Annotated in this window: 20 protein-coding genes; 10 read left to right on the plus strand and 10 right to left on the minus strand. The window is 35.3% G+C overall.

Going from position 1 to position 18,048, the window contains the following annotated elements; translation table 11 throughout:
• Positions 1-193: 193 nt before the first annotated feature.
• From entC to MHB70_RS03280, 4 genes are all read right to left on the minus strand, one after another.
• Positions 194-1,585, minus strand: coding sequence for a cell wall-binding protein EntC (gene entC / locus MHB70_RS03265; RefSeq protein ID WP_016090866.1), 1,392 nt, complete (start codon positions 1,583-1,585; stop codon positions 194-196).
• A 458-nt stretch (positions 1,586-2,043) separates the two neighbouring features.
• Positions 2,044-3,195: an ABC transporter permease gene (locus tag MHB70_RS03270; protein WP_002038017.1), complete on the minus strand. Its 1,152-nt coding sequence runs from the start codon at positions 3,193-3,195 to the stop codon at positions 2,044-2,046.
• Positions 3,196-3,221: 26 nt separating this feature from the next.
• On the minus strand, positions 3,222-3,896 hold the full coding sequence (locus MHB70_RS03275) for an ABC transporter ATP-binding protein (protein ID WP_000609095.1): 675 nt from the start codon (positions 3,894-3,896) through the stop codon (positions 3,222-3,224).
• Positions 3,893-4,996 (minus strand): efflux RND transporter periplasmic adaptor subunit, encoded by a 1,104-nt coding sequence (locus tag MHB70_RS03280; protein ID WP_000728811.1) that lies wholly within the window; start codon positions 4,994-4,996, stop codon positions 3,893-3,895. Before MHB70_RS03280 ends, MHB70_RS03275 begins: the two co-directional genes overlap by 4 nt.
• A gap of 211 nt (positions 4,997-5,207) precedes the next feature.
• Between MHB70_RS03280 and MHB70_RS03285 the strand changes: the two genes are divergently transcribed.
• The 3 genes from MHB70_RS03285 (at position 5,208) to MHB70_RS03295 (ending at position 7,908) form a co-directional block, all read left to right on the plus strand.
• The gene (locus MHB70_RS03285) at positions 5,208-5,942 is read left to right on the plus strand and encodes a YwaF family protein (protein WP_000451314.1); all 735 of its coding nucleotides are present in this window, start codon (positions 5,208-5,210) and stop codon (positions 5,940-5,942) included.
• Between the two features lie 87 nt (positions 5,943-6,029).
• Entirely contained in the window at positions 6,030-6,896 is an 867-nt protein-coding gene (locus MHB70_RS03290; protein ID WP_000239657.1) for an ABC transporter permease subunit, read from the plus strand.
• A 1-nt stretch (position 6,897) separates the two neighbouring features.
• Positions 6,898-7,908 (plus strand): ABC transporter permease subunit, encoded by a 1,011-nt coding sequence (locus MHB70_RS03295; protein ID WP_061529750.1) that lies wholly within the window; start codon positions 6,898-6,900, stop codon positions 7,906-7,908.
• A gap of 41 nt (positions 7,909-7,949) precedes the next feature.
• Here MHB70_RS03295 and brnQ2 read toward each other — a convergent pair whose 3' ends face one another.
• The 4 genes from brnQ2 to MHB70_RS03315 form a co-directional block, all read right to left on the minus strand.
• Positions 7,950-9,266, minus strand: a complete 1,317-nt coding sequence (gene brnQ2 / locus MHB70_RS03300) for a branched-chain amino acid transport system II carrier protein BrnQ2 (protein ID WP_001260922.1) — start codon at positions 9,264-9,266, stop codon at positions 7,950-7,952.
• 219 nt (positions 9,267-9,485) lie between these two features.
• Positions 9,486-10,055 (minus strand): spore coat protein CotJC, encoded by a 570-nt coding sequence (cotJC, locus tag MHB70_RS03305; protein WP_000265285.1) that lies wholly within the window; start codon positions 10,053-10,055, stop codon positions 9,486-9,488.
• A 12-nt stretch (positions 10,056-10,067) separates the two neighbouring features.
• On the minus strand, positions 10,068-10,331 hold the full coding sequence (locus MHB70_RS03310) for a spore coat protein CotJB (RefSeq protein WP_000194492.1): 264 nt from the start codon (positions 10,329-10,331) through the stop codon (positions 10,068-10,070).
• Positions 10,332-10,339: 8 nt separating this feature from the next.
• Positions 10,340-10,555, minus strand: a complete 216-nt coding sequence (locus tag MHB70_RS03315; protein ID WP_001046260.1) for a spore coat associated protein CotJA — start codon at positions 10,553-10,555, stop codon at positions 10,340-10,342.
• Positions 10,556-10,648: 93 nt separating this feature from the next.
• On the opposite strand from MHB70_RS03315, the gene MHB70_RS03320 reads away from it, so the two are divergent.
• Together MHB70_RS03320 and MHB70_RS03325 are read left to right on the plus strand one after the other, a co-directional pair.
• Positions 10,649-11,032, plus strand: coding sequence for a VOC family protein (locus MHB70_RS03320; protein WP_080023262.1), 384 nt, complete (start codon positions 10,649-10,651; stop codon positions 11,030-11,032).
• Positions 11,032-11,811 carry a DUF2935 domain-containing protein gene (locus tag MHB70_RS03325; protein ID WP_000440956.1) on the plus strand — a complete coding sequence of 260 codons (780 nt, stop codon included), beginning with the start codon at positions 11,032-11,034 and terminating at the stop codon, positions 11,809-11,811. The genes MHB70_RS03320 and MHB70_RS03325 overlap by 1 nt, the downstream gene beginning before the upstream one ends.
• Positions 11,812-11,828: 17 nt before the next feature.
• On the opposite strand, the gene ku is transcribed toward MHB70_RS03325, so the two are convergent.
• A complete protein-coding gene (ku, locus tag MHB70_RS03330) occupies positions 11,829-12,641 on the minus strand; it encodes a non-homologous end joining protein Ku (protein WP_000557729.1) in 813 nt (270 codons plus the stop codon).
• 352 nt (positions 12,642-12,993) lie between these two features.
• Between ku and MHB70_RS03335 the strand changes: the two genes are divergently transcribed.
• The 4 genes from MHB70_RS03335 (at position 12,994) to MHB70_RS03350 (ending at position 14,736) form a co-directional block, all read left to right on the plus strand.
• Positions 12,994-13,275: a YkvA family protein gene (locus MHB70_RS03335; protein WP_000733839.1), complete on the plus strand. Its 282-nt coding sequence runs from the start codon at positions 12,994-12,996 to the stop codon at positions 13,273-13,275.
• A gap of 11 nt (positions 13,276-13,286) precedes the next feature.
• The gene (locus MHB70_RS03340; RefSeq protein ID WP_000435005.1) at positions 13,287-13,892 is read left to right on the plus strand and encodes a DedA family protein; all 606 of its coding nucleotides are present in this window, start codon (positions 13,287-13,289) and stop codon (positions 13,890-13,892) included.
• Positions 13,893-14,002: 110 nt separating this feature from the next.
• A complete protein-coding gene (locus MHB70_RS03345) occupies positions 14,003-14,371 on the plus strand; it encodes a DUF3992 domain-containing protein (RefSeq protein ID WP_001277536.1) in 369 nt (122 codons plus the stop codon).
• A 20-nt stretch (positions 14,372-14,391) separates the two neighbouring features.
• Complete coding sequence (locus MHB70_RS03350) at positions 14,392-14,736, plus strand: DUF3992 domain-containing protein (protein ID WP_000525817.1); 345 nt, start codon at positions 14,392-14,394, stop codon at positions 14,734-14,736.
• A 57-nt stretch (positions 14,737-14,793) separates the two neighbouring features.
• On the opposite strand, the gene MHB70_RS03355 is transcribed toward MHB70_RS03350, so the two are convergent.
• The gene (locus MHB70_RS03355; protein ID WP_000791321.1) at positions 14,794-15,219 is read right to left on the minus strand and encodes an S-Ena type endospore appendage; all 426 of its coding nucleotides are present in this window, start codon (positions 15,217-15,219) and stop codon (positions 14,794-14,796) included.
• A gap of 353 nt (positions 15,220-15,572) precedes the next feature.
• On the opposite strand from MHB70_RS03355, the gene MHB70_RS03360 reads away from it, so the two are divergent.
• Positions 15,573-18,035: a LamG-like jellyroll fold domain-containing protein gene (locus tag MHB70_RS03360; protein WP_061529751.1), complete on the plus strand. Its 2,463-nt coding sequence runs from the start codon at positions 15,573-15,575 to the stop codon at positions 18,033-18,035.
• The last annotated feature ends 13 nt before the right edge of the window (positions 18,036-18,048 follow it).

An 18,048-nucleotide genomic window follows, 5' to 3' on the forward strand; every position in this document is an offset into this window, starting at 1 on the left:
TCTTGTCGAATCGTTGATATATTATAAGTTACGATAGATATATTCGAAAAATCGTTGATATATTGTAGGTTACGATAGATATATTTGAAAAATCGTTGATATAATTTCATTTACTGTGACATTTTTCAGTAGTTTAATAGAGTAAAAAAAAGAGTCAGCCTCAACAATGAGACTGACTCTTTTTTTATAGTAATTAGTTTAAAATTTTCACTGTAACTGTTTTACGTCCCCAGTTACTTGAAGTGCCTTTATCTGGCATTAAAACGTCGATTTTATTTCCTTTAATAGCTCCACCAGTATCACCAGCGATTGCTACTCCGTAACCTTCAACCCATACTTTTGAACCTAATGGAATGACACTTGGATCAACTGCAATTAGTTTCATGTTTGGATTTGCTGTTAAGTTGTGACCTAAAGCTGATTTTACTTGGTCGCCTGCTTTATAACCATTTTCAAGTGGATCTGCTGTGTAAGCTGTTGCTACAACTCTTAACTCACGAGAAGATGATGGTGTGCTTGTTTCAGTTTCTTTTGCAACAGGTTTTTGTGTGGCTGGTTTTTGAGCTTTAGCTGCTTCTTGAGCCTTAGCCGTTTCACGAGCTTCAGCTGCTTCCTGAGCCTTAGCTGCTTCACGAGCTTCAGCATCTGCTTGAGCTTTAGCCGCTTCACGAGCTTTAGCTGCTTCTTGAGCCTTAGCCGCTGCTTGAACTTCAGCTGCTGCCTGAGCTTTAGCTTCTTCACGAGCTTTAGCTGCTTCCTCTGCTTTAGCTTCTGCTTGAGCTTCAGCATCTGCCTGAGCTTTAGCTTCTGCTTGAGCCTTAGCTTCTTCACGAGCTTTAGCTGCTTCCTGAGCTTTAACTTCTGCTTGAGCTTCAGCTACTTCACGAGCTTTAGTTGCTTCCTCTGCTTTAGCTTTTGCTTGAGTTTCAGCTACTTCACCAGCTTTAACTGCTTCACGAACTTTAGCTGTGTCTTGAACTTTAATTGCTTTTTCAACTTTAACTGCTGGTTGAACTTTAACTGGTGCTTTACCTGTTAAGTAAGGAACATGAACATAAGCTGTTTTTCCGTTATATTCAAATTGAATCCAGTCATTTTGCACTTCGTGTGTTGTTTCGATTACATCATCTTGTTTCAACTTACCAAGAATTTCTGAGTCTGTGTTTGCTCCAGCACGTACGTTTAATACGTTTGCTGTTACGTAGTAAGTATCTTTCGTATAGTCAGCGCTTATGAAAGCTTCTTTACCGCTATTCAATTTAACTTTTGACCATCCGTTTTCTGTATGTAAAACATTTACTTTATATCCATCTAATAATTTTCCTACAACTTTTGATTCAGTAGTTGGGTTTTCTCGTACGTTTAGTACGTCAGTCGTTACGATTGTTTCTGCTTTAGCAGATGTTGTGAAAATCCCAAGACCAAAAACCGCTGCTGTTGCTATACCCATAAATTTTTTCATAATAGCCTCCATTGCATTTGTTTTCGTTGACCTCATTATAGCAACCATTATTTTCTTATTTGCGAAAAACATAAAATTACAAAGCTTTCGTAACGGGGCATTAATATTCTGTAATAATTCCATAAATAACCTGATAGCGCTTCCTTATTGTTTTTTGGAGGATTAGAGCGTGTGAAACATAAAATGAGTGGTATTTCAATTTCTATAACGTTAATAATGTTACAGAAATGTTTCTAATTGTTTTCTGTAGTATTACAAAAATGGTGTGTTTTACTGTCGAAACGAAAATTTAGTTATAAAATAATAATATTTTTGACTGTGGAAATATATAAATGAGGTGAAATTTAATGAAATATCGATAGAATTGTTACAAAATAAGTCGATGCATGGAAAAAATTACGCCTTGTATTTTGTCTATTACATATTATTTTTGCAATAATAGGATTCGATAATAGCCCGAGTATCTATAAAGAATGAAGAGTATTAGAAAGATAGTTGTAACGTGAAACATATATAATAGAAGAAACACAATTTGATAGGTAAATAAAAAACGTAGGAGTGTACACTCCTACGTTTTTTATTTACTCATATCGTAAACATTCAATTGGATCAAGTTTTGCAGCTTTGTTAGCTGGTAGTAGTCCGAATGCAATACCGATTAGCATTGAAATACCTACTGAAAGAAGTCCAAGTTCTTTTGAGATAACAAGTGGCCATCCGGCAAAGATTGAGACGATCCAAGCGAAGAAAATACCGAGCATGAATCCGATAAAACCACCTAGTCCTGTTAAAATACAAGATTCGATTAAGAATTGCGTTAATACTTTACCGCGTGTTGCACCAAGTGCTTTACGAATACCAATCTCACGTGTACGTTCTGTTACAGATACAAGCATGATGTTCATTACACCGATACCACCAACAAGTAATGAAATAGCAGCGATACCACCGAATACCATTTTCATCATACCGATTGATTCATCTAGTTGCTTCGTAAATTCACCCATATCTTGAGCTTCAAATTTATGCTCAAATTTAGGAGCTTTCATATCGTTTAAAACAGAAGCGGCTTGTTTTTCTACACTTTTACGTTCTGCTGGTGAAGTTAATATTAATCTTACAGAGTCATACTCAGTTACTCCTGAGATTACAGGAGCGTTTTCAAGTGATGTATAACCTTCTGACATAGCCATTCCGAAATCATTTTTCGTTTCATACACACCGACTACTTTATATGGCTTTCCTTTTATGTCAGTGTATAAATTTGATTCCCAGCCGTTAAATAATTTATTGAAAGCTTCTTCATTTAAAATAACAGCAGGAATCGCTTGCTTTAATTCACTATCATTTAATTCACGACCGTGAACTAATTTTATTTTCGCATCTGTCATGAAGGCGCCTGTTCCACCTCTTAAATCAAGAGAGACATCTTTTGAACCAGAAGATGCTTTTACTTTCATACTTACATCTGGATAAACATCTTTAACACCTGGCACAGTTTGAAGACGTTTTAACATATCAGCTGTAATTTTGGCACTATCAGTTCCGTAATCAGGGTTGTTGTAGTAAATCGTTACTTCTGTATCTTTTCCTTGGCCTAACTCTTTTTTAAACTTTGCATTTGTACCATCACCCATTGAAATGATAGTAATAATGGCGCTAATACCAATAATAATACCTAGCATTGTTAATATAGAACGCATTTTATGAGCAAAGATAGAGGAAAGGGCCATGCGTATATTTTCACTCGTGTTCAAAATTAACCTCTCCAATCTTGGACGATATTTCCGTCACGAATTACAATTTGACGTGCTGCAGCTTCCCCGATTTCACGATCATGGGTAATCATAATGATTGTTGAGCCTTGTTTGTTTAATTCGTAAAAGAGGTCCATAATTTGTGTACTCGTTTTCGTATCAAGTGCACCCGTTGGTTCATCAGCTAAAATGAATTTTGGGTTATTTACAATTGCACGGGCAACGGCAACACGCTGCTTTTGACCACCGGATAATTCGTTCGGTAAGTGAGTAGCTCGATCCGCTAAACCAACTTTTGTTAAAGCGGCTAATGAGCGTTCACGTCTTTCTTTTTTATCGACTCCAGCGTAAATAAGAGGTAGTTCTACATTTTGAAGTGCTGTAAGTCTCGGTAATAACATGAAGTTTTGAAATACAAACCCGATCTCTTTATTACGAACGCGTGCAAGTTCGGTTTCAGACATGTTTGAAATATTTTGTCCCGCTAATTCATACGCACCTGTCGTTGGTTTATCTAAGCAACCGATAATGTTCATTAAAGTTGATTTACCAGAACCAGAAGGTCCCATTATAGAAGTGAATTCTCCTTGGTTTAGTGTTATGTCAATTCCGTGTAATATTTGAACGGACTCTGCACCATTTTGGAAGGATTTCGTGATGCCTTTTAAGTTAATCACTGGGCGACAACCTCCATACCATCTTTTAAGTCTTTTTCAGGTTTAGAGATAATTTGCTCTCCTTTTTTCACTCCAGAAACTTTTGCTTCGCTATCTGTCTCGAATTCAACAGTAATCGCTTGTTCTTTCGCTTTACCATCTTTTACAACGAAGACAACATTTTTGTCACCTTTTTTCACGATGCTGCTTTTCGGAACAATTGTACCAGTTGCTTCGCCAGATTTACTTGTTACATAAACGTGGAAGCCGTTTTGTAATTCTTCACTATTATCTAATGTGACAGTGAATTGATAGTTAGAAACAGTTTTATTTTCGTCCATACTCTTTAATGGTGTAGAACCAATTTCCGTTACTTTTCCTGTCCAAGTCTTACCAGCGACCGTTTTTGATGAAACAGTTACTTCTTGCCCAACTTTCATACTAGCAAGCTCATATTCAGAAAGTTGACCTTTTACTTTAAATTGACCAGCATGACGAAGAGTAATGCCACTCATACCTGTTTTTTCATCAGCAGTTTTCACGATATCATCAATTACACCATCAACAGGACTTGTTACAGAAAGAGTGTTTACTTTCTCTTTTGCTGCTTTAATCATTTCATCAGATTTTTCAACTTCAAACTTTTTCATTTCAAGTTGTGATTCTAATTGTTGCACTTCGACTTCCGATGCTTTTAATGCTTCCTGAGGAAGACCTGCATTTTTATCTTTTTGTAATTTTTGTTTCGCTGCATCGATTTGTTTTTGGAACAATGTTACTTCTTTTTGTGCGATTTTCTTTTGCATTTCTGCTTCCGTTACACCTTGTTTAGCAGTGGGGTCATTATATTTAAACAGAAGCTGCCCTTTTTTCACTTCATCGCCTTTTTTAACCGCTAATTCATACGTGCCTTTTGTTGGATCAAATGAAATAGTTTCAATTCCGTTTGGAATAACTTCACCGCCAAATTTTTGCGCGTTTTCGATTTGTTTTTCTGTTACTTTATAACTGCTATATGCCATTGCAACATCTGAACCACCACCAGCAAATGCAAAATATGATCCAGCTGCAATTCCGATAGCTACTACACTAGTAATTAACACTTTATTTTTCTTCTTCATCTATTTATCACCTTTTCGTTCGTTTTAGTATCTACATTAAGTATAGAAGAGGTGAAGAATCTGACAAATCGTTTTAGCTTACAATAACCTTACAGTTTTGTAAGGTATGAATATGTAAATGTAAGGTAGAGGTTGTCCTAGCTTAAGCAAATGAATTGACTCGTTGTTTCTTTCCTACAATAATATTGTAGGAAGGAGAGGAGGAAGGAAGATGGAAACTTATTTTAGTGCGCATCCATTAAAGCCATTTATTCCATACTCAAGGCAACATGCCATTATATTATTTATTATGTTGGTGGGGATCGTTTTTCTATATCAATACCAAGATGTATTACGTCAAATTGAGTGGAATATAACGGTTAGATATGCGATTGCATTTCTATTTATAGTAAGTGAAATTGGGCTTCATATGTGGGAATGGAAAGCCGGGATTTTTGACCTAGGCACTTCATTACCATTTGAGTTATGTACGATTAGTTTATTATTAGCGTCAATTATGATTGTAACGAAAAGTTATCGCATATATGAGATTGTGTTTTTCACAGGAATTATCGGTGCATCACAAGCCATTTTAACGCCAAACTTGCAGTATGCTTTTCCGCATTTTCGTTTCATTGAATATTTCATTGCGCATGTATTGCTCATTTGGGCACCGCTCTTTATGACCTGGGTAGAAGGGTATCGTCCGACAGTACAATCTATTAAACGCACAATGATATTTTTAAACATATTGATTCCAATTGTTTCGTTTGTGAATTACAAAACGGGTGGAAATTATATGTTTTTAGCTCATAAGCCAGAAACTGCCTCATTACTCGATATGTTAGGACCGCATCCTTACTACATTATTTCATTAGAACTCGCAGCGCTTATTGGATGTTTTATTGTGTATATGCCGTTTGCGAAAAGAGAAAAACATGTACATAAAGAATCACTAGGATCATAACCTAGTGATTTTTTACGTTTGAATATTTACAATTCAGAAAATTAAGAATAAAATTAAAGGGTAAATCATAGAGAGAGAAGGGGAAAAATGGTCAAAAAAGTATTTTTGAATGGGATGGAAATGACGATTCAATTTATTATTTCGATTTTGGGGATTATTTTTTTAGGGGCACTGCCGAAATTATTTTATGGATTTGAGCTGCATGTATCAGAGTACATAAAGAGTTTAAAAGAAGTATTTTTGAACTTAATGGATCTCTCCAATTTGCAATATGTGAGAGATAAATTTTTATTCCCACAGTTGTTTATCCATTATAAAGAAACGATTGTTATTTTTTTGGCCGCTTTTTTCATTTCATTATTTGTAGCATTTTGTATCGTTTATATGATTATGAGTAGTTCACCGCGTATACAACATCGAATTAAATCATTTCTTATCTTCCTAGAATCCATTCCAGACATTCTTCTTATTTTAGTATCACAAATTTTAGTTATATGGTTTTTTAAACAAACAGGTTTTTTACCTTTTCAAATTGCGTCAATTGGAGGCGAGTCGATTAGAGGATTGCCAATATTATGTTTGAGTATACCGACAACGATTATGTTTGTAAAAATGTTAGTGCTTCGTTTTGAAAATGAGCTAGAAAAAGATTATGTACTATTTGCTAAAGCGAAAGGGCTGAATCGCTTTCATATTTTAAATCGTCATATTTTACGAAATGTGTTGCTTAGTACACTTTTCTTTGCGAAAACGAATGTTTTTTTTATGCTATCTAATTTATATATTATAGAATGGATTTTTAATACGAGTGGTATTTTTATGTTTTTGAAATCGTATGAGGGTATTAGGGTTGAGGTTTTCATCGTTAGTGTGCTGCTTATTTATATTCCGATTTTTATTATATTTAAATTGTTTCATTATCTCATTCCAGCTGCGATGAAGGAGAGATTATAATATGTGGACGTATATAAAACACGATAAAAGATTTTGGATAAGCATTGGGTTTCTTCTCCTATTAGTTCTTTTGAGCATCGGAAATACGATATGGAATGATGGACAGATTAAAAAAGTTACACTGCAATATGATGCGGATGGAAATCCAGAAGTGCCACCGTTTTCACCTTCACTACAATTTTTACTCGGGACAGACTTGAAAGGATATGACCTTTTACATTTAGTCATTGAAGGCGCGAAGTGGACGATTGGTATATCTATTTTAATTGCGGCACTTAGAATGGTAATAGGTGTGTTTTTCGGTGTTATACTCGGAACATATATAAAAAGAGGTTTTTCAAAGATTGAGGCTTTTTTTGATAGTTTCACAGTTATTCCGACAGTTATGGTTGCGTATTTCTTTCTTCAAGCTGTGAATAGATTTGGAAGTGGAGAGGAAACAACAACTTTTTTTGAAAGGGCTTCGTTCCAAGTTGTATTACTTGTACTGCTTGTGATGCCAGTTATTGCACTTTATGTGGCGAAGGAAGTTCGTAAATTACAAACGGAAGAATTTATTGATGCTGCGCGCATATTAGGTGGATCAAGAAGACATATTGTTATAAAGCACCTTTTTCCGCATCTCTATATGACGTTTATACTCGTATTTCTTCAGCAGTTTACTCAAACCTTGACTATTTTACTTCATTTAGGGTTACTTGAGGTGTTTTTTGGCGGGACAGTCCAGTTTGGTGGACCGATAGGGATAAAAGAAATAGACTCTTACACACATGAATGGTCAGGTTTAATAGGAGTCTATTTTAGATCATTAACAGTGCATCCGTGGATTCCTCTCGTCCCAATTACATTTTTCGGGCTTACTATTTTTTCAGGAAATATGATTGTAAAAAGTATAGAAGAGGCGATGTTAAAAGTAAGGTTAGGCGGAGAGATAAAGAAGCCAGTTGTAGAAGAAGAACAATCTGTTGTGCAGTCAAAAGAAGAGTTATTTACTTTTAAACATACGATGTGAAAATAAAAAGAAGCAAGCATAATCAATGCTTGCTTCTTTTTTTATTTCGTAGAAACTTCACCTTCAGCTTCTGTTTGCGGAATAAAGTATCCGATTATACCACCGATAATTGCCGGAACAATCCAGCCGATTCCTAAGTTATAAAAAGGAATTGTGTGTACGATATTAGCGATAAAGTTTGGAATCATTTCCACATTATCAAGTGCATGAATACAGCTAATAAGGAATGCAGCGATCATTGCTCCGATATAGACAGAAGGTTTACGTTTCGTATATTTATCAATAAATGATACGAAAATTAAAATGATTGTAATTGGATATAAAATAATTAATACAGGTAATGTAATTTTAATTAATAAGCTTAAGCCTAGGTTTGAAATGATGAAGCTAAATATGCAAACATATAGTACCAGTTTCTTGTATGAAACATTCGTTAACACTGTTGCGAAATAGTTTGCGAATGCACTTACAACACCGATTGCAGTCGTTAAACAAGCGAAAATAATTGCGATACTTAATAAAACGTTACCGCTTGTCCCAAAGAATTGATACATAATCGTAGCTAATAGCTGACCACCGTTTTCGAATTGTCCTAAGTTTCCGTTTGAAGCTCCGATATAACCGAGTAAGAAATAAACAATTGTTAAGAAAAGGGCAGCAATGCTTCCGCAAATAATTGTATATTTTGCGATGGATTTTTTATCTTGTATACCGTTTTGGCGAATTGCATTTACAACAATCGTTGATAATACGAGCGCCCCAATTGCATCTAACGTTAAAAACCCTTCAAGAAATCCTTTGAAAAATGGGATGTCTTTATAGTCACCGATAGGTTCTGTGAATGATCCTGGTGAAAGAATTGCTTTTGTTGCCATAATTGCAATAATTACAAGTAAAATTGGCGTTAATATTTTACCGATATGATCTACTAATTTGGATGGATTTAATGATAGGAAGTAAACGACTGTAAAGAAAATAGCGCTAAAAGCCAACATAGAATACCATTGATCTGGGAAAAGTGGTGCAATCCCAATTTCGTAAGATACAGATCCAGTTCGTGGAATAACAAATAGTGGGCCGATTGAAAGATAAATAATGATAGCGAATACTGCTGCGAATTTTGGATGAACACGGCTTGCTAAAGTGTTAAAACTACCACCGGCAAGGGCAACAGCGACGATAGCTAGTAAAGATAAACCGACGTCTGTAATAATAAATCCTGTAATGGAAACCCACATGTTCTCTCCGGAAGAAAGACCGAGAAGGGGCGGGAAAATCATATTACCAGCACCGAAGAAAACTGCGAATAGTAGTAAACTAATCGAAAGTATTTGCGCTGGTTTTAAAGTTGTACGCATATAAAGAAAATCCTCCTAATGAGTATTTTTGTCGAAAATTCAAATAATTTGTCGAGTAACTGTTATTATTTTAAAGGTCTGATGACTAGAAAGCAAGAGGGAATTTTATAAAAATTAAAAAATAATGCATTAAATTGAATAAATATACTATTTATATGTTAATTAGGAAGGATTTAACTTTACATATAAAAAAACACACATATCGTTACGATATGTGTGTTAAAAGAAAATCTTTTTATCACGTTCTTCTTTTAAAATTTCAACTGCTTCTCGGAAGCGTTGTGAATGCACAATTTCTCGTTCACGTAAAAAGCGTAAGCTGTCATTTATATCTGGATCATCGGATAAGTTAATGAGCCATTGATATGTTGCGCGCGCTTTTTCTTCAGCGGCAATATCTTCATATAAATCTGCGATGGGGTCTCCTTTTGCCTGAATATAAGTAGCAGTAAAAGGAACACCACCTGCATTATGATAAAATAAAGCGCTATCGTGATTAGCGTACTGTGCGTCTAATCCGGCAGCTTTCATTTGTTCCGGTGTTGCATCTTTTGTTAATTTATAAATCATTGTAGCGATCATTTCTAGGTGTGCGAATTCTTCGGTGCCGATATCGGTTAGCAAGCCAACGACTTTGTCAGGGATAGTATAACGCTGATTTAAGTAACGAAGGGCAGCAGCTAGTTCGCCGTCAGCACCACCGTACTGTTCAACTAATAATTTGGCAAGGGCTGGATTACAGGTGCTTACTTTAACTGGGTATTGTAATTTCTTCTCATAAATCCACATATTTTCTCTCCTTCATATTTGCCATGGCCAAGGACCTTTGCTCCATTCCCATGGAGCGTTAGAATAACTATTTCCAAACTGCTGAAGTGGTCCGTATTTTTCTTCCATCTTTTGTTTTAATACCCTTCGTTTATAGGAGAAGTCATTAAATTGATTAATCGCAGCAGTGTCATCTGGATGTGTATCTAAATAAAGAGTTAGTTCAACTAGTACAAAGTCTAGTTCTTGAAGCTCCAGTAAAAGTTGATAATATTCTTCTGGTAGCGATTGAGTCACGTCAGTAGTCACCGCCCTTTTTTATAAGGATTTTCATAATAGTCATAAAAAACAGGCCATAAAGTTCCTTTTTGTAATGCCTCTTTTGGTGTAAATTGCGGTAAATTTGGCGGTTGAAAACCTAAAAATAAATTAGGAGGAGTAGAATAATATTTTTTTCCGATAGGAGGACAAGGATCTTGAGGGCTATGGTATGGCACGAATGATCTCATATATTTATTCATGAATAAACCTCCTTAACTCTTCATCACTACGTATTGTATTCAGACATAACAGGCATTTATGACACATATAAAAAAGTAATAAGTACAGGGGGAATGAATGTGGAGAATGTAAAGAATTTCATTGTGCTAGAAGTAAAGAACTTAAAGGAAACGCTGTATTTTTACGAAGGGATTTTAGGAATAAGCCCCAGTTCAGAGAGACCTCAATTAGATATAACAGGGGTTTGGTATGATGCTGATTCAATGAGAGTTAGTTTTGTAATGAATCGTAGTTTGGGTGGGCGTGAGAAGAGTGTTACGGATGCGGTTGATGTTCTAATGTTTTCAATTTCTAACATAGAGAACTTAAAGAAGAGGTTAGTGTTTTATAAAATTGCATATACAGAAAACAAAAGTGAGAAGAGTATTGTAGTACAAGACCCAGATGGATATAAAGTTCAAGTGATAGAAAGAAAGGAACATAGGGAGGCGATTTGATGGAGAGAAATTACGAAGAAAGTGCGTTGTTTGAGCATAAGTTTTGGCTAAAGGTACTTAGTGATCATGCGCAATTTTTACTTGATGCGTTAGCTCCAAAGGAGAAGGAAGATATAAAGAAAGCTACTTATTTTGTTGAGACGTTTACAGGCTTTTTAAATAAAATTCATACTGTCAATCTCATTGCATTCTCAAAAGAGGCAGAGCGAGCTGCTAAGGAGATACGAACGTTTAAATTAAATATTATACAGAAACAGTTGGAGGGGAAAATTACTATTCATTTTACGCCGACTTTTATTAATCATATGGTAAATGAAGTAGAAGAGTATATAACGGTGTCAGAGTTTTTAAAGAAAGGAGAAGTTCCGCCTGTTTTTCATGAATTACATTATCATCTCGTTTGGTTAACAGATGCAGCTGGTCATGCAGGGTCTATTTCTGGTGGATTAGATCTTGTTGAAAAAAGATTGAAAGAGAAAAGCGAAGAATTCGAGAAGCACTTTGAACAATTTTACTTAAAGGCAGTTGAGATGACGGGGTATTTACGGACAGAGCTTCATCATTTTCCGGCGTTAAAGAAGTTTACAAAAGATGTTTCACTTGAGTTAAAATTATTTTCGCATTTTCTCCATGAGGTTGAAGAGATGGAGTTATCGAATGAAATATTAAGTGCGTTATCAGCGAGAATGGCAGATCATATGGCAAGAGAGGAATGTTATTATTTATTAAAGTTAGCACAATCATCTGGACTTGAGATGCCAAAATGTAAACCACTTTAAAGAACAAGAGGTCGATTTCAGTTGGCCTCTTGTTCTTTTTTATTATCTCTTTTTATTTTTGCTTGCTCAATACTTGCCTGTAATGTCTCCATAATATTGATGATGTTTGGAGCTGGGGAGATTGTTTCAGTTTTTTCCTGTTGTTCAATTTTGTTTTCGATTAATTCGGTAAGAGCTTCTTTATACTCGTCTGTAAATAGCTCTTGTTCGAAAGGATTTGTAAGATGATGAATTAAATTGATTGCCGCGGTGAGTTCTTGTTTTTGAATAGGATGATCTTCGTTACTTGGTAAATTAGGTGTAGTTGTTATATTGCGAATTTCATTAGGGTAATGAATGGTTTGTAACATAAGCCCATCTTCAAAGCTACGGATAATAGCTAAGTGTTGTTTTTTTCTGATAGAAATATGAATTAGACCAAGTTTATTCGTACGTTCAAGAGCTTCTTTTAATAATAAATATGACTTTTCGTGTCCCGGCGTAGGGCCTATAAAATAAGAACGGTCATAGAGAACAGAATCAATTTCGCTATTTTGGACAAAAGATATAATACGAATGGACCGTGGCTCATGAACTTTTTGCAGCTCAGCTAATTCTTTTTCATCAATAATGATGTATTTATGAGGTGCATATTCATAGGCTTTTACAATATCTTTATCATCGATTTCTTCATCCGTACAATCAGGAGCAAACTTTTTATATTTAATAGGTGTTAGGCATTCTTTATGGAGACTTAAAAACTTTATATCGTTTTCTTCTACGGCACTATATAGTTTGATTCCTATATTTAATAGCCCAAGTGAAAGTGCACCTTTCCATACGGTATGCATATGAAATTTCTCCTTTCATTTAAAAAAATAAGTATGTTTATTATGAGATAGTAAGAAATTTCATATACGTTTTTTATTTTTAGTCAAGGGTAAGCTAGATAGTTCGAGTCATAAAATGTATTGACAAGCCCTCTAAAATATTTTAATGTGATTGTATAAAATTGTGTATATAAAGGGGAGTAACTTATTACAGTAAAGTCGTCATTACAGGGAGAAACCCTCGGCTTTATTGGCAACGTTGCGTTGTTAGTGAGACCTTTACCAGCAATGGTACAGGCCCCTTATTGTCTTTTTTAGGACCCTTACCATATTTGGTAGGGGCCTTTTTGTATACAAAGAGAGGAGATAAAAAATGAAAAAACTTATTAGTAGATTAAGAGTTGTATTTCATGTCCGCAAGTTTGTTCCATTCCTATTTGACTTTTTCACTTCAAAAGAGGTTTCAATAAAGAAGAAAATTTTATCTGTTGCTTTTTTAGTTGGTTATGTGGCGATGCCGCTTGATTTAATTCCAGACTTCCTGCCGTTTATCGGTATTTTAGATGATATTGGAATTGTGTTATTCATTTTGAATCGAATTGTAAAAATGGCACCAGTGCAATTACAAGAAAAGCATAATGTAAATATTGGATAGGAGTTAAAAGAATGGAGCAAATTATTTTAGATATAATCGAGTTTTTAAAGCAGTTTTCTTATTTTGGAGTTGTGTTAGCATTAACGTTTGAATTTATTCCAGCAGAAGTAGTTTTACCCATGGTTGGATATTGGGTGTACGAGGGAGATATGAATTTTTGGCTAGCTGTATTAGCTGGAACGCTTGGTGGAACGACAGGACCATTAACGTTATATGCACTCGGTTATTACGGTGGTCGTCCTCTATTAATAAAATACGGAAAATACTTCTTCATTAAGGAAGAACAAATTCAAAAGGCAGATGATTTCTTTGAGAAATACGGACCGGTTGTAGCCTTTGTTGGACGCTTCGTTCCAGGAGTTCGAACACTTATTTCCGTTCCATGTGGTATGGCGAAAATGAACATATGGAAATTTAGCATATATACATTTGTAGCGATGTTCCCGTTAACGGCTTTGTATATATATGTAGGAATGAAATTAGGTCCGCATTGGGAAAAAGCAGCGGATATTGTTGGACAATATATGCTACCGATATTAGGAGGCGTTCTTCTTATCGTGGCTAGTATCTTTATCTATAAATTTATGAAAAAACGAAACAAAACGGAATCTATCTAGTTATTAGCATTGAGTTTTGATTAATTTTTGAAAATAGATGAATAGTACAGGCAAAAGACTCTAAAGGACATACACATATAGGGAATATAAAAGAGAGAGGGGAAACAACTATGTCTTGTGAGTGCTCAGGGTCAGCGTTAACTTGCTGTCCAGATAAAAATTATGTGCAAGATAAAGTGTGTAGTCCGTGGTCTGCTACTGTAGTTGCAACAGCAATTGATAATGTTCTCTATACAAATAATATTAATCAAAATGTAATTGGTACTGGCTTTGTGAAATATGATGTTGGACCGGGCCCAATCACTGTAGAAGCACTTGATTCTGCTGGGGCTACAATTGATACACAAACATTAAACCCAGGAACGAGTATTGCTTTTACGTATCGCCGCTTTGATAGTATACAAGTTGTGTTACCGGCAACACCTGCTGGAACGTATCAGGGAGAGTTTTGTATTACAACACGTTATCCACTTTCATAGCAGAATAGGAGAGGATCAAAATGGGAATGAGAAGTTCCAGTTTGTCTTGTTGTTCTAATAAAACGCTTGTACAAGATCAAGTATGTACAGACTGGTCTATTACAGGTGCTGGTACTCAAATTGTATATACGAATAATATTACGCAAGAAGTGTATGGTTCGGGTTATGTGAAATATGATGTAGGCGCAAATCCAATTACTGTTGATTTTTTAGTAGGTGCTACAGTAGTTGATACGATTACTGTTCAACCGCAAAGTAGCGGTACTTTCACTATACGATATTTTACTACAATTCGAATTACTACGACAGGAACAACTGTTAGTCAAGGAGAGTTTTGTATTACAGTACGTTATCCGATTTCATAAAAAAGCATACCGTAAAGGGTATGTTTTTTTTATTGGGGAAGTAATGAAATTGGTATTCTATAAGCAACATGTAAATTGGCAACAGTACTTGCCTTCTAAATATAGTGAAGAATTACTTTGTATATTAATAATACTAACGGATATTAAACCTTTACCTGTGTAAGATATTGTATTGCCAGGAAACACAGTGAAAATATTAGTTACTGCTCCAACGATTTGAATTGTAATTGCTTCAGTGCTGCTAGTACTATTGTAAACCGAGACAGTACCTGATATAAGGAGTATCCCATCACTTTGCCATAGTATCATTGATTGTAATGCATCTTTGGCAGAGGGAATGGTGCTATTAGTTATGAGGAAATTCCCTGCAAATTCATTTGTTACTAGCTCGCAACTTGGATTTGGAGGAGGGGGCGGTGGACAAGGGTCTGGACAAATGATAGATAAAGGAGCGAAACAGCCAATATTTTTTTTATTCTTCAATACAACCCCTCCTTTTTAAGTTGTCTTTTACTACTATTAAATGTAGAAGCATGGCCGATGTGTTAAGAAAAGAAGAAAATGTTAAAAATTAAGATTGTCTAATAGGCTTACATCTTAACGTATCATTCATGTTATAGAAAAGAGTATATGTGAATAGACATGGGAAAAGAATGATCAGAATCTTTTAGACAAAAGGTGGTTGTATACAATAGTACGAGGAATGTGGGACTTAATTTATAATTAACTGTATATTTACAAAAATCTAATAAAATTCATTTGTGATTTAAACGACATTAATATGCTTTAGATAAAATAGCCCTTGTAATGAATCAATTATTATGAAGAGGATTCACGTGGACAGAATTGCTTTAAGAAAAGTAAAAGGTCTTATTGGATTATTAATGATTTTTGTATTGGCGTTTGTATCATTTCCATGGAGTACATCAGTCAAAGCGGAAGAGAAGAAACAAGAAAAGATGCAGAGTGAGAAGAAGTTAGTTTTTCCAGTTGTAAGTGATGTACATATTAAAAACAGTGGAACGGATGATACGTTTCGCTGGAAAAGAGCGATTGAACAGTTTAATACACTTGCTCCAAAACAAGATGCATTTGTAATTGTAGGAGATTTTACTGATTCAGGATCGGTACAACAATATGATCGCTTCATGCAAGTGTATAATGAAAATGCAAATAAAGATGCGGTACGAATGAATTCTCTCGGTAATCATGATTATTGGAACGGCTTATCTGTAGATGGAGCGCAGAAGCGTTTCTTAGAAAAAACAGGAATGGAATCGATTTATTATCATAAAGTGGTGAAAGGGTATCACTTCCTTGTTATGTCTCCGGAAGATGGGACAACTCATGGATATTATTCAGACAAGCAAATTAACTGGTTAAAAGAAGAAATGGCAAAAGCGCAAAAGGATGATCCAGAAAAGCCGATTTTCGTATTTTTACATCAACATATTAAAGATACAGTATACGGTAGCCAAGAGTGGGGAACGAAAGATAGTACGAAAATTAATGCAGTATTAAAAGAATACCCACAAGTCATTACGTTTTCAGGTCATTCTCATTATCCGTTAGATGATCCAAGATCAATTCATCAAAAAGACTTTACGTCTGTTGGTACATCTTCTGTAAGTTATATGGAAGTTGAAGGCGGTAAAGTACAAGGAAATATCCCGCCAGGAGCTAGTACGTTAAGCCAAGGTTTATTAGTAGAAGTAGATGATGAAGAGGTAACGATTAACCGTCGTGATTTCCATACGAATGCTTGGACGGGTGAGCCTTGGAAAATTAAATTGCCAGCAAAGAAAGAAACATTTACACATGTAGAAAATCGTGATAAAGAAAAGCCATACTTCGCTAAGGATGCAAAGCTTGCTGTATCAAATGTAACAGAAAACGCAGCAACAGTAACATTCCCGCAAGCATTGGATAACCTTCTTGTTCATTCTTATCGTGTACAAGCGAAGGATAAACAAACAGGTGAGATTAAAAATAAGTTATTAGCATTCTCAGAGTTTTACCGTGACCCAGTGCCGAAAGACCTTACATTTACGCTTGCAGGGTTAGATGGTGGGAAAACATACCTACTTGAAGTCGTCGCAATTGATTCATTTGGCAATGAAAGTGTGCAGCCGTTAACGGCAGAAATTACTACGAAAAAAGATAATATCGATCCGAATGTAAAAGTGCCAAAGGCTGATGTTTTCGATGTGAACTTTGCAGATGGTACATTTAAAGACAATTCACCATTTGTTACAAAAGGTGATGTGAAGGGCAATGTGACTATTGAATATGATAAAGCTTTGAAAAAGAATGTTATGAAGTTAAACGGGAAAGCAAATACATTTGGGTATCTGCCGTTTTCAGCAGCCCAAAAAGAAAAAGTAGCAAATGCATTTACGTTAGAAACTGTATTTTCAATGAATGAAATTCGTGGACAAGGTATTTTGCAAAATACAGAGAGTGGTGGAATTGGTTTTGAATCTACAGGAAGTGGAAATGTTGAATTGTGGGCTCATATTGGTGGTAGTTATAAACGTGTTGGCGTTCAGTTAGAAGCGAACAAAACATATCATTTAACAGGAACGTATAACGGAAATGAAGTAGCCATTTATGTAGATGGTAAAAAAGTAAATAGCCAACCAGCTCAAGGAAAAGTGTATCACCCGAACGTACCGTTTGCATTTGGAGCTGATCCAGATAGCAATGGAAATGGTGGCATTCCGTTAAATGGTCAAATTGCGCTAGCAAAATTATATAGTAAAGCATTAAGTTCTTCGGAAGTATTAGCAGCGTACAATGAGTTTTTTAATCGTACGAAGTTAGAGCAAGTAAACGCGTTATATGAAGAGCTAGGAAAAGTAAAAGCAGTGTTAGCTCGTACGTATGAATTTGGTGATAAGCCAGGTCAATACTCAAAGGAAGCATTTCAAGAACTAGAGAAAAGCTATAACACTGCAAAGCAAGCGTTTGAAAATATCGGAAGTACTGGGGAACAAATTATTCAAACGTATAACGAATTAAAAACAGCTAATGTAAACTTTGTACAATCTAAAGTAGCAGAAGAGCAACCAAAAACACCGAAAGAAAAATTACAAATCAACATTGAAAAGGCTAAAGCTGTCGTAAAGAAAGCGCAAGCTGCGAATGTAACGGACGGTTCAGTGAAATCATTACAGCAAAAAATTACAGTTGCAGAAGCTGTATTAAAAGATGCGAAAGTGAAAGACGAACAGGTAGAAACGATGAATCGTACGATAGAGCATGCGATTTCACTCGTTGAAAAAAGCATGAACAAATAAGAGAGAAGAAAAA

The organism is Bacillus sp. FSL M7-1020, from assembly GCF_038050415.1.
Taxonomy (GTDB): domain Bacteria; phylum Bacillota; class Bacilli; order Bacillales; family Bacillaceae_G; genus Bacillus_A; species Bacillus_A toyonensis.

Excerpts from the sequence above, each read along its gene's own strand:
- cotJC (WP_000265285.1), bottom strand. The coding sequence starts at position 10,055 with ATGTGGATTTATGAGAAGAAATTACAATACCCAGTTAAAGTAAGCACC.
- brnQ2 (WP_001260922.1), bottom strand. The coding sequence starts at position 9,266 with ATGCGTACAACTTTAAAACCAGCGCAAATACTTTCGATTAGTTTACTA.
- MHB70_RS03315 (WP_001046260.1), bottom strand. The coding sequence starts at position 10,555 with ATGAATAAATATATGAGATCATTCGTGCCATACCATAGCCCTCAAGAT.
- MHB70_RS03295 (WP_061529750.1), top strand. The coding sequence starts at position 6,898 with ATGTGGACGTATATAAAACACGATAAAAGATTTTGGATAAGCATTGGG.
- MHB70_RS03285 (WP_000451314.1), top strand. The coding sequence starts at position 5,208 with ATGGAAACTTATTTTAGTGCGCATCCATTAAAGCCATTTATTCCATAC.
- entC (WP_016090866.1), bottom strand. The coding sequence starts at position 1,585 with ATGGAATTATTACAGAATATTAATGCCCCGTTACGAAAGCTTTGTAAT.
- MHB70_RS03345 (WP_001277536.1), top strand. The coding sequence starts at position 14,003 with ATGTCTTGTGAGTGCTCAGGGTCAGCGTTAACTTGCTGTCCAGATAAA.
- MHB70_RS03350 (WP_000525817.1), top strand. The coding sequence starts at position 14,392 with ATGGGAATGAGAAGTTCCAGTTTGTCTTGTTGTTCTAATAAAACGCTT.
- MHB70_RS03270 (WP_002038017.1), bottom strand. The coding sequence starts at position 3,195 with ATGGCCCTTTCCTCTATCTTTGCTCATAAAATGCGTTCTATATTAACA.
- ku (WP_000557729.1), bottom strand. The coding sequence starts at position 12,641 with ATGCATACCGTATGGAAAGGTGCACTTTCACTTGGGCTATTAAATATA.
- MHB70_RS03340 (WP_000435005.1), top strand. The coding sequence starts at position 13,287 with ATGGAGCAAATTATTTTAGATATAATCGAGTTTTTAAAGCAGTTTTCT.
- MHB70_RS03290 (WP_000239657.1), top strand. The coding sequence starts at position 6,030 with ATGGTCAAAAAAGTATTTTTGAATGGGATGGAAATGACGATTCAATTT.
- MHB70_RS03280 (WP_000728811.1), bottom strand. The coding sequence starts at position 4,996 with ATGAAGAAGAAAAATAAAGTGTTAATTACTAGTGTAGTAGCTATCGGA.
- MHB70_RS03320 (WP_080023262.1), top strand. The coding sequence starts at position 10,649 with ATGAATGTGGAGAATGTAAAGAATTTCATTGTGCTAGAAGTAAAGAAC.
- MHB70_RS03335 (WP_000733839.1), top strand. The coding sequence starts at position 12,994 with ATGAAAAAACTTATTAGTAGATTAAGAGTTGTATTTCATGTCCGCAAG.
- MHB70_RS03325 (WP_000440956.1), top strand. The coding sequence starts at position 11,032 with ATGGAGAGAAATTACGAAGAAAGTGCGTTGTTTGAGCATAAGTTTTGG.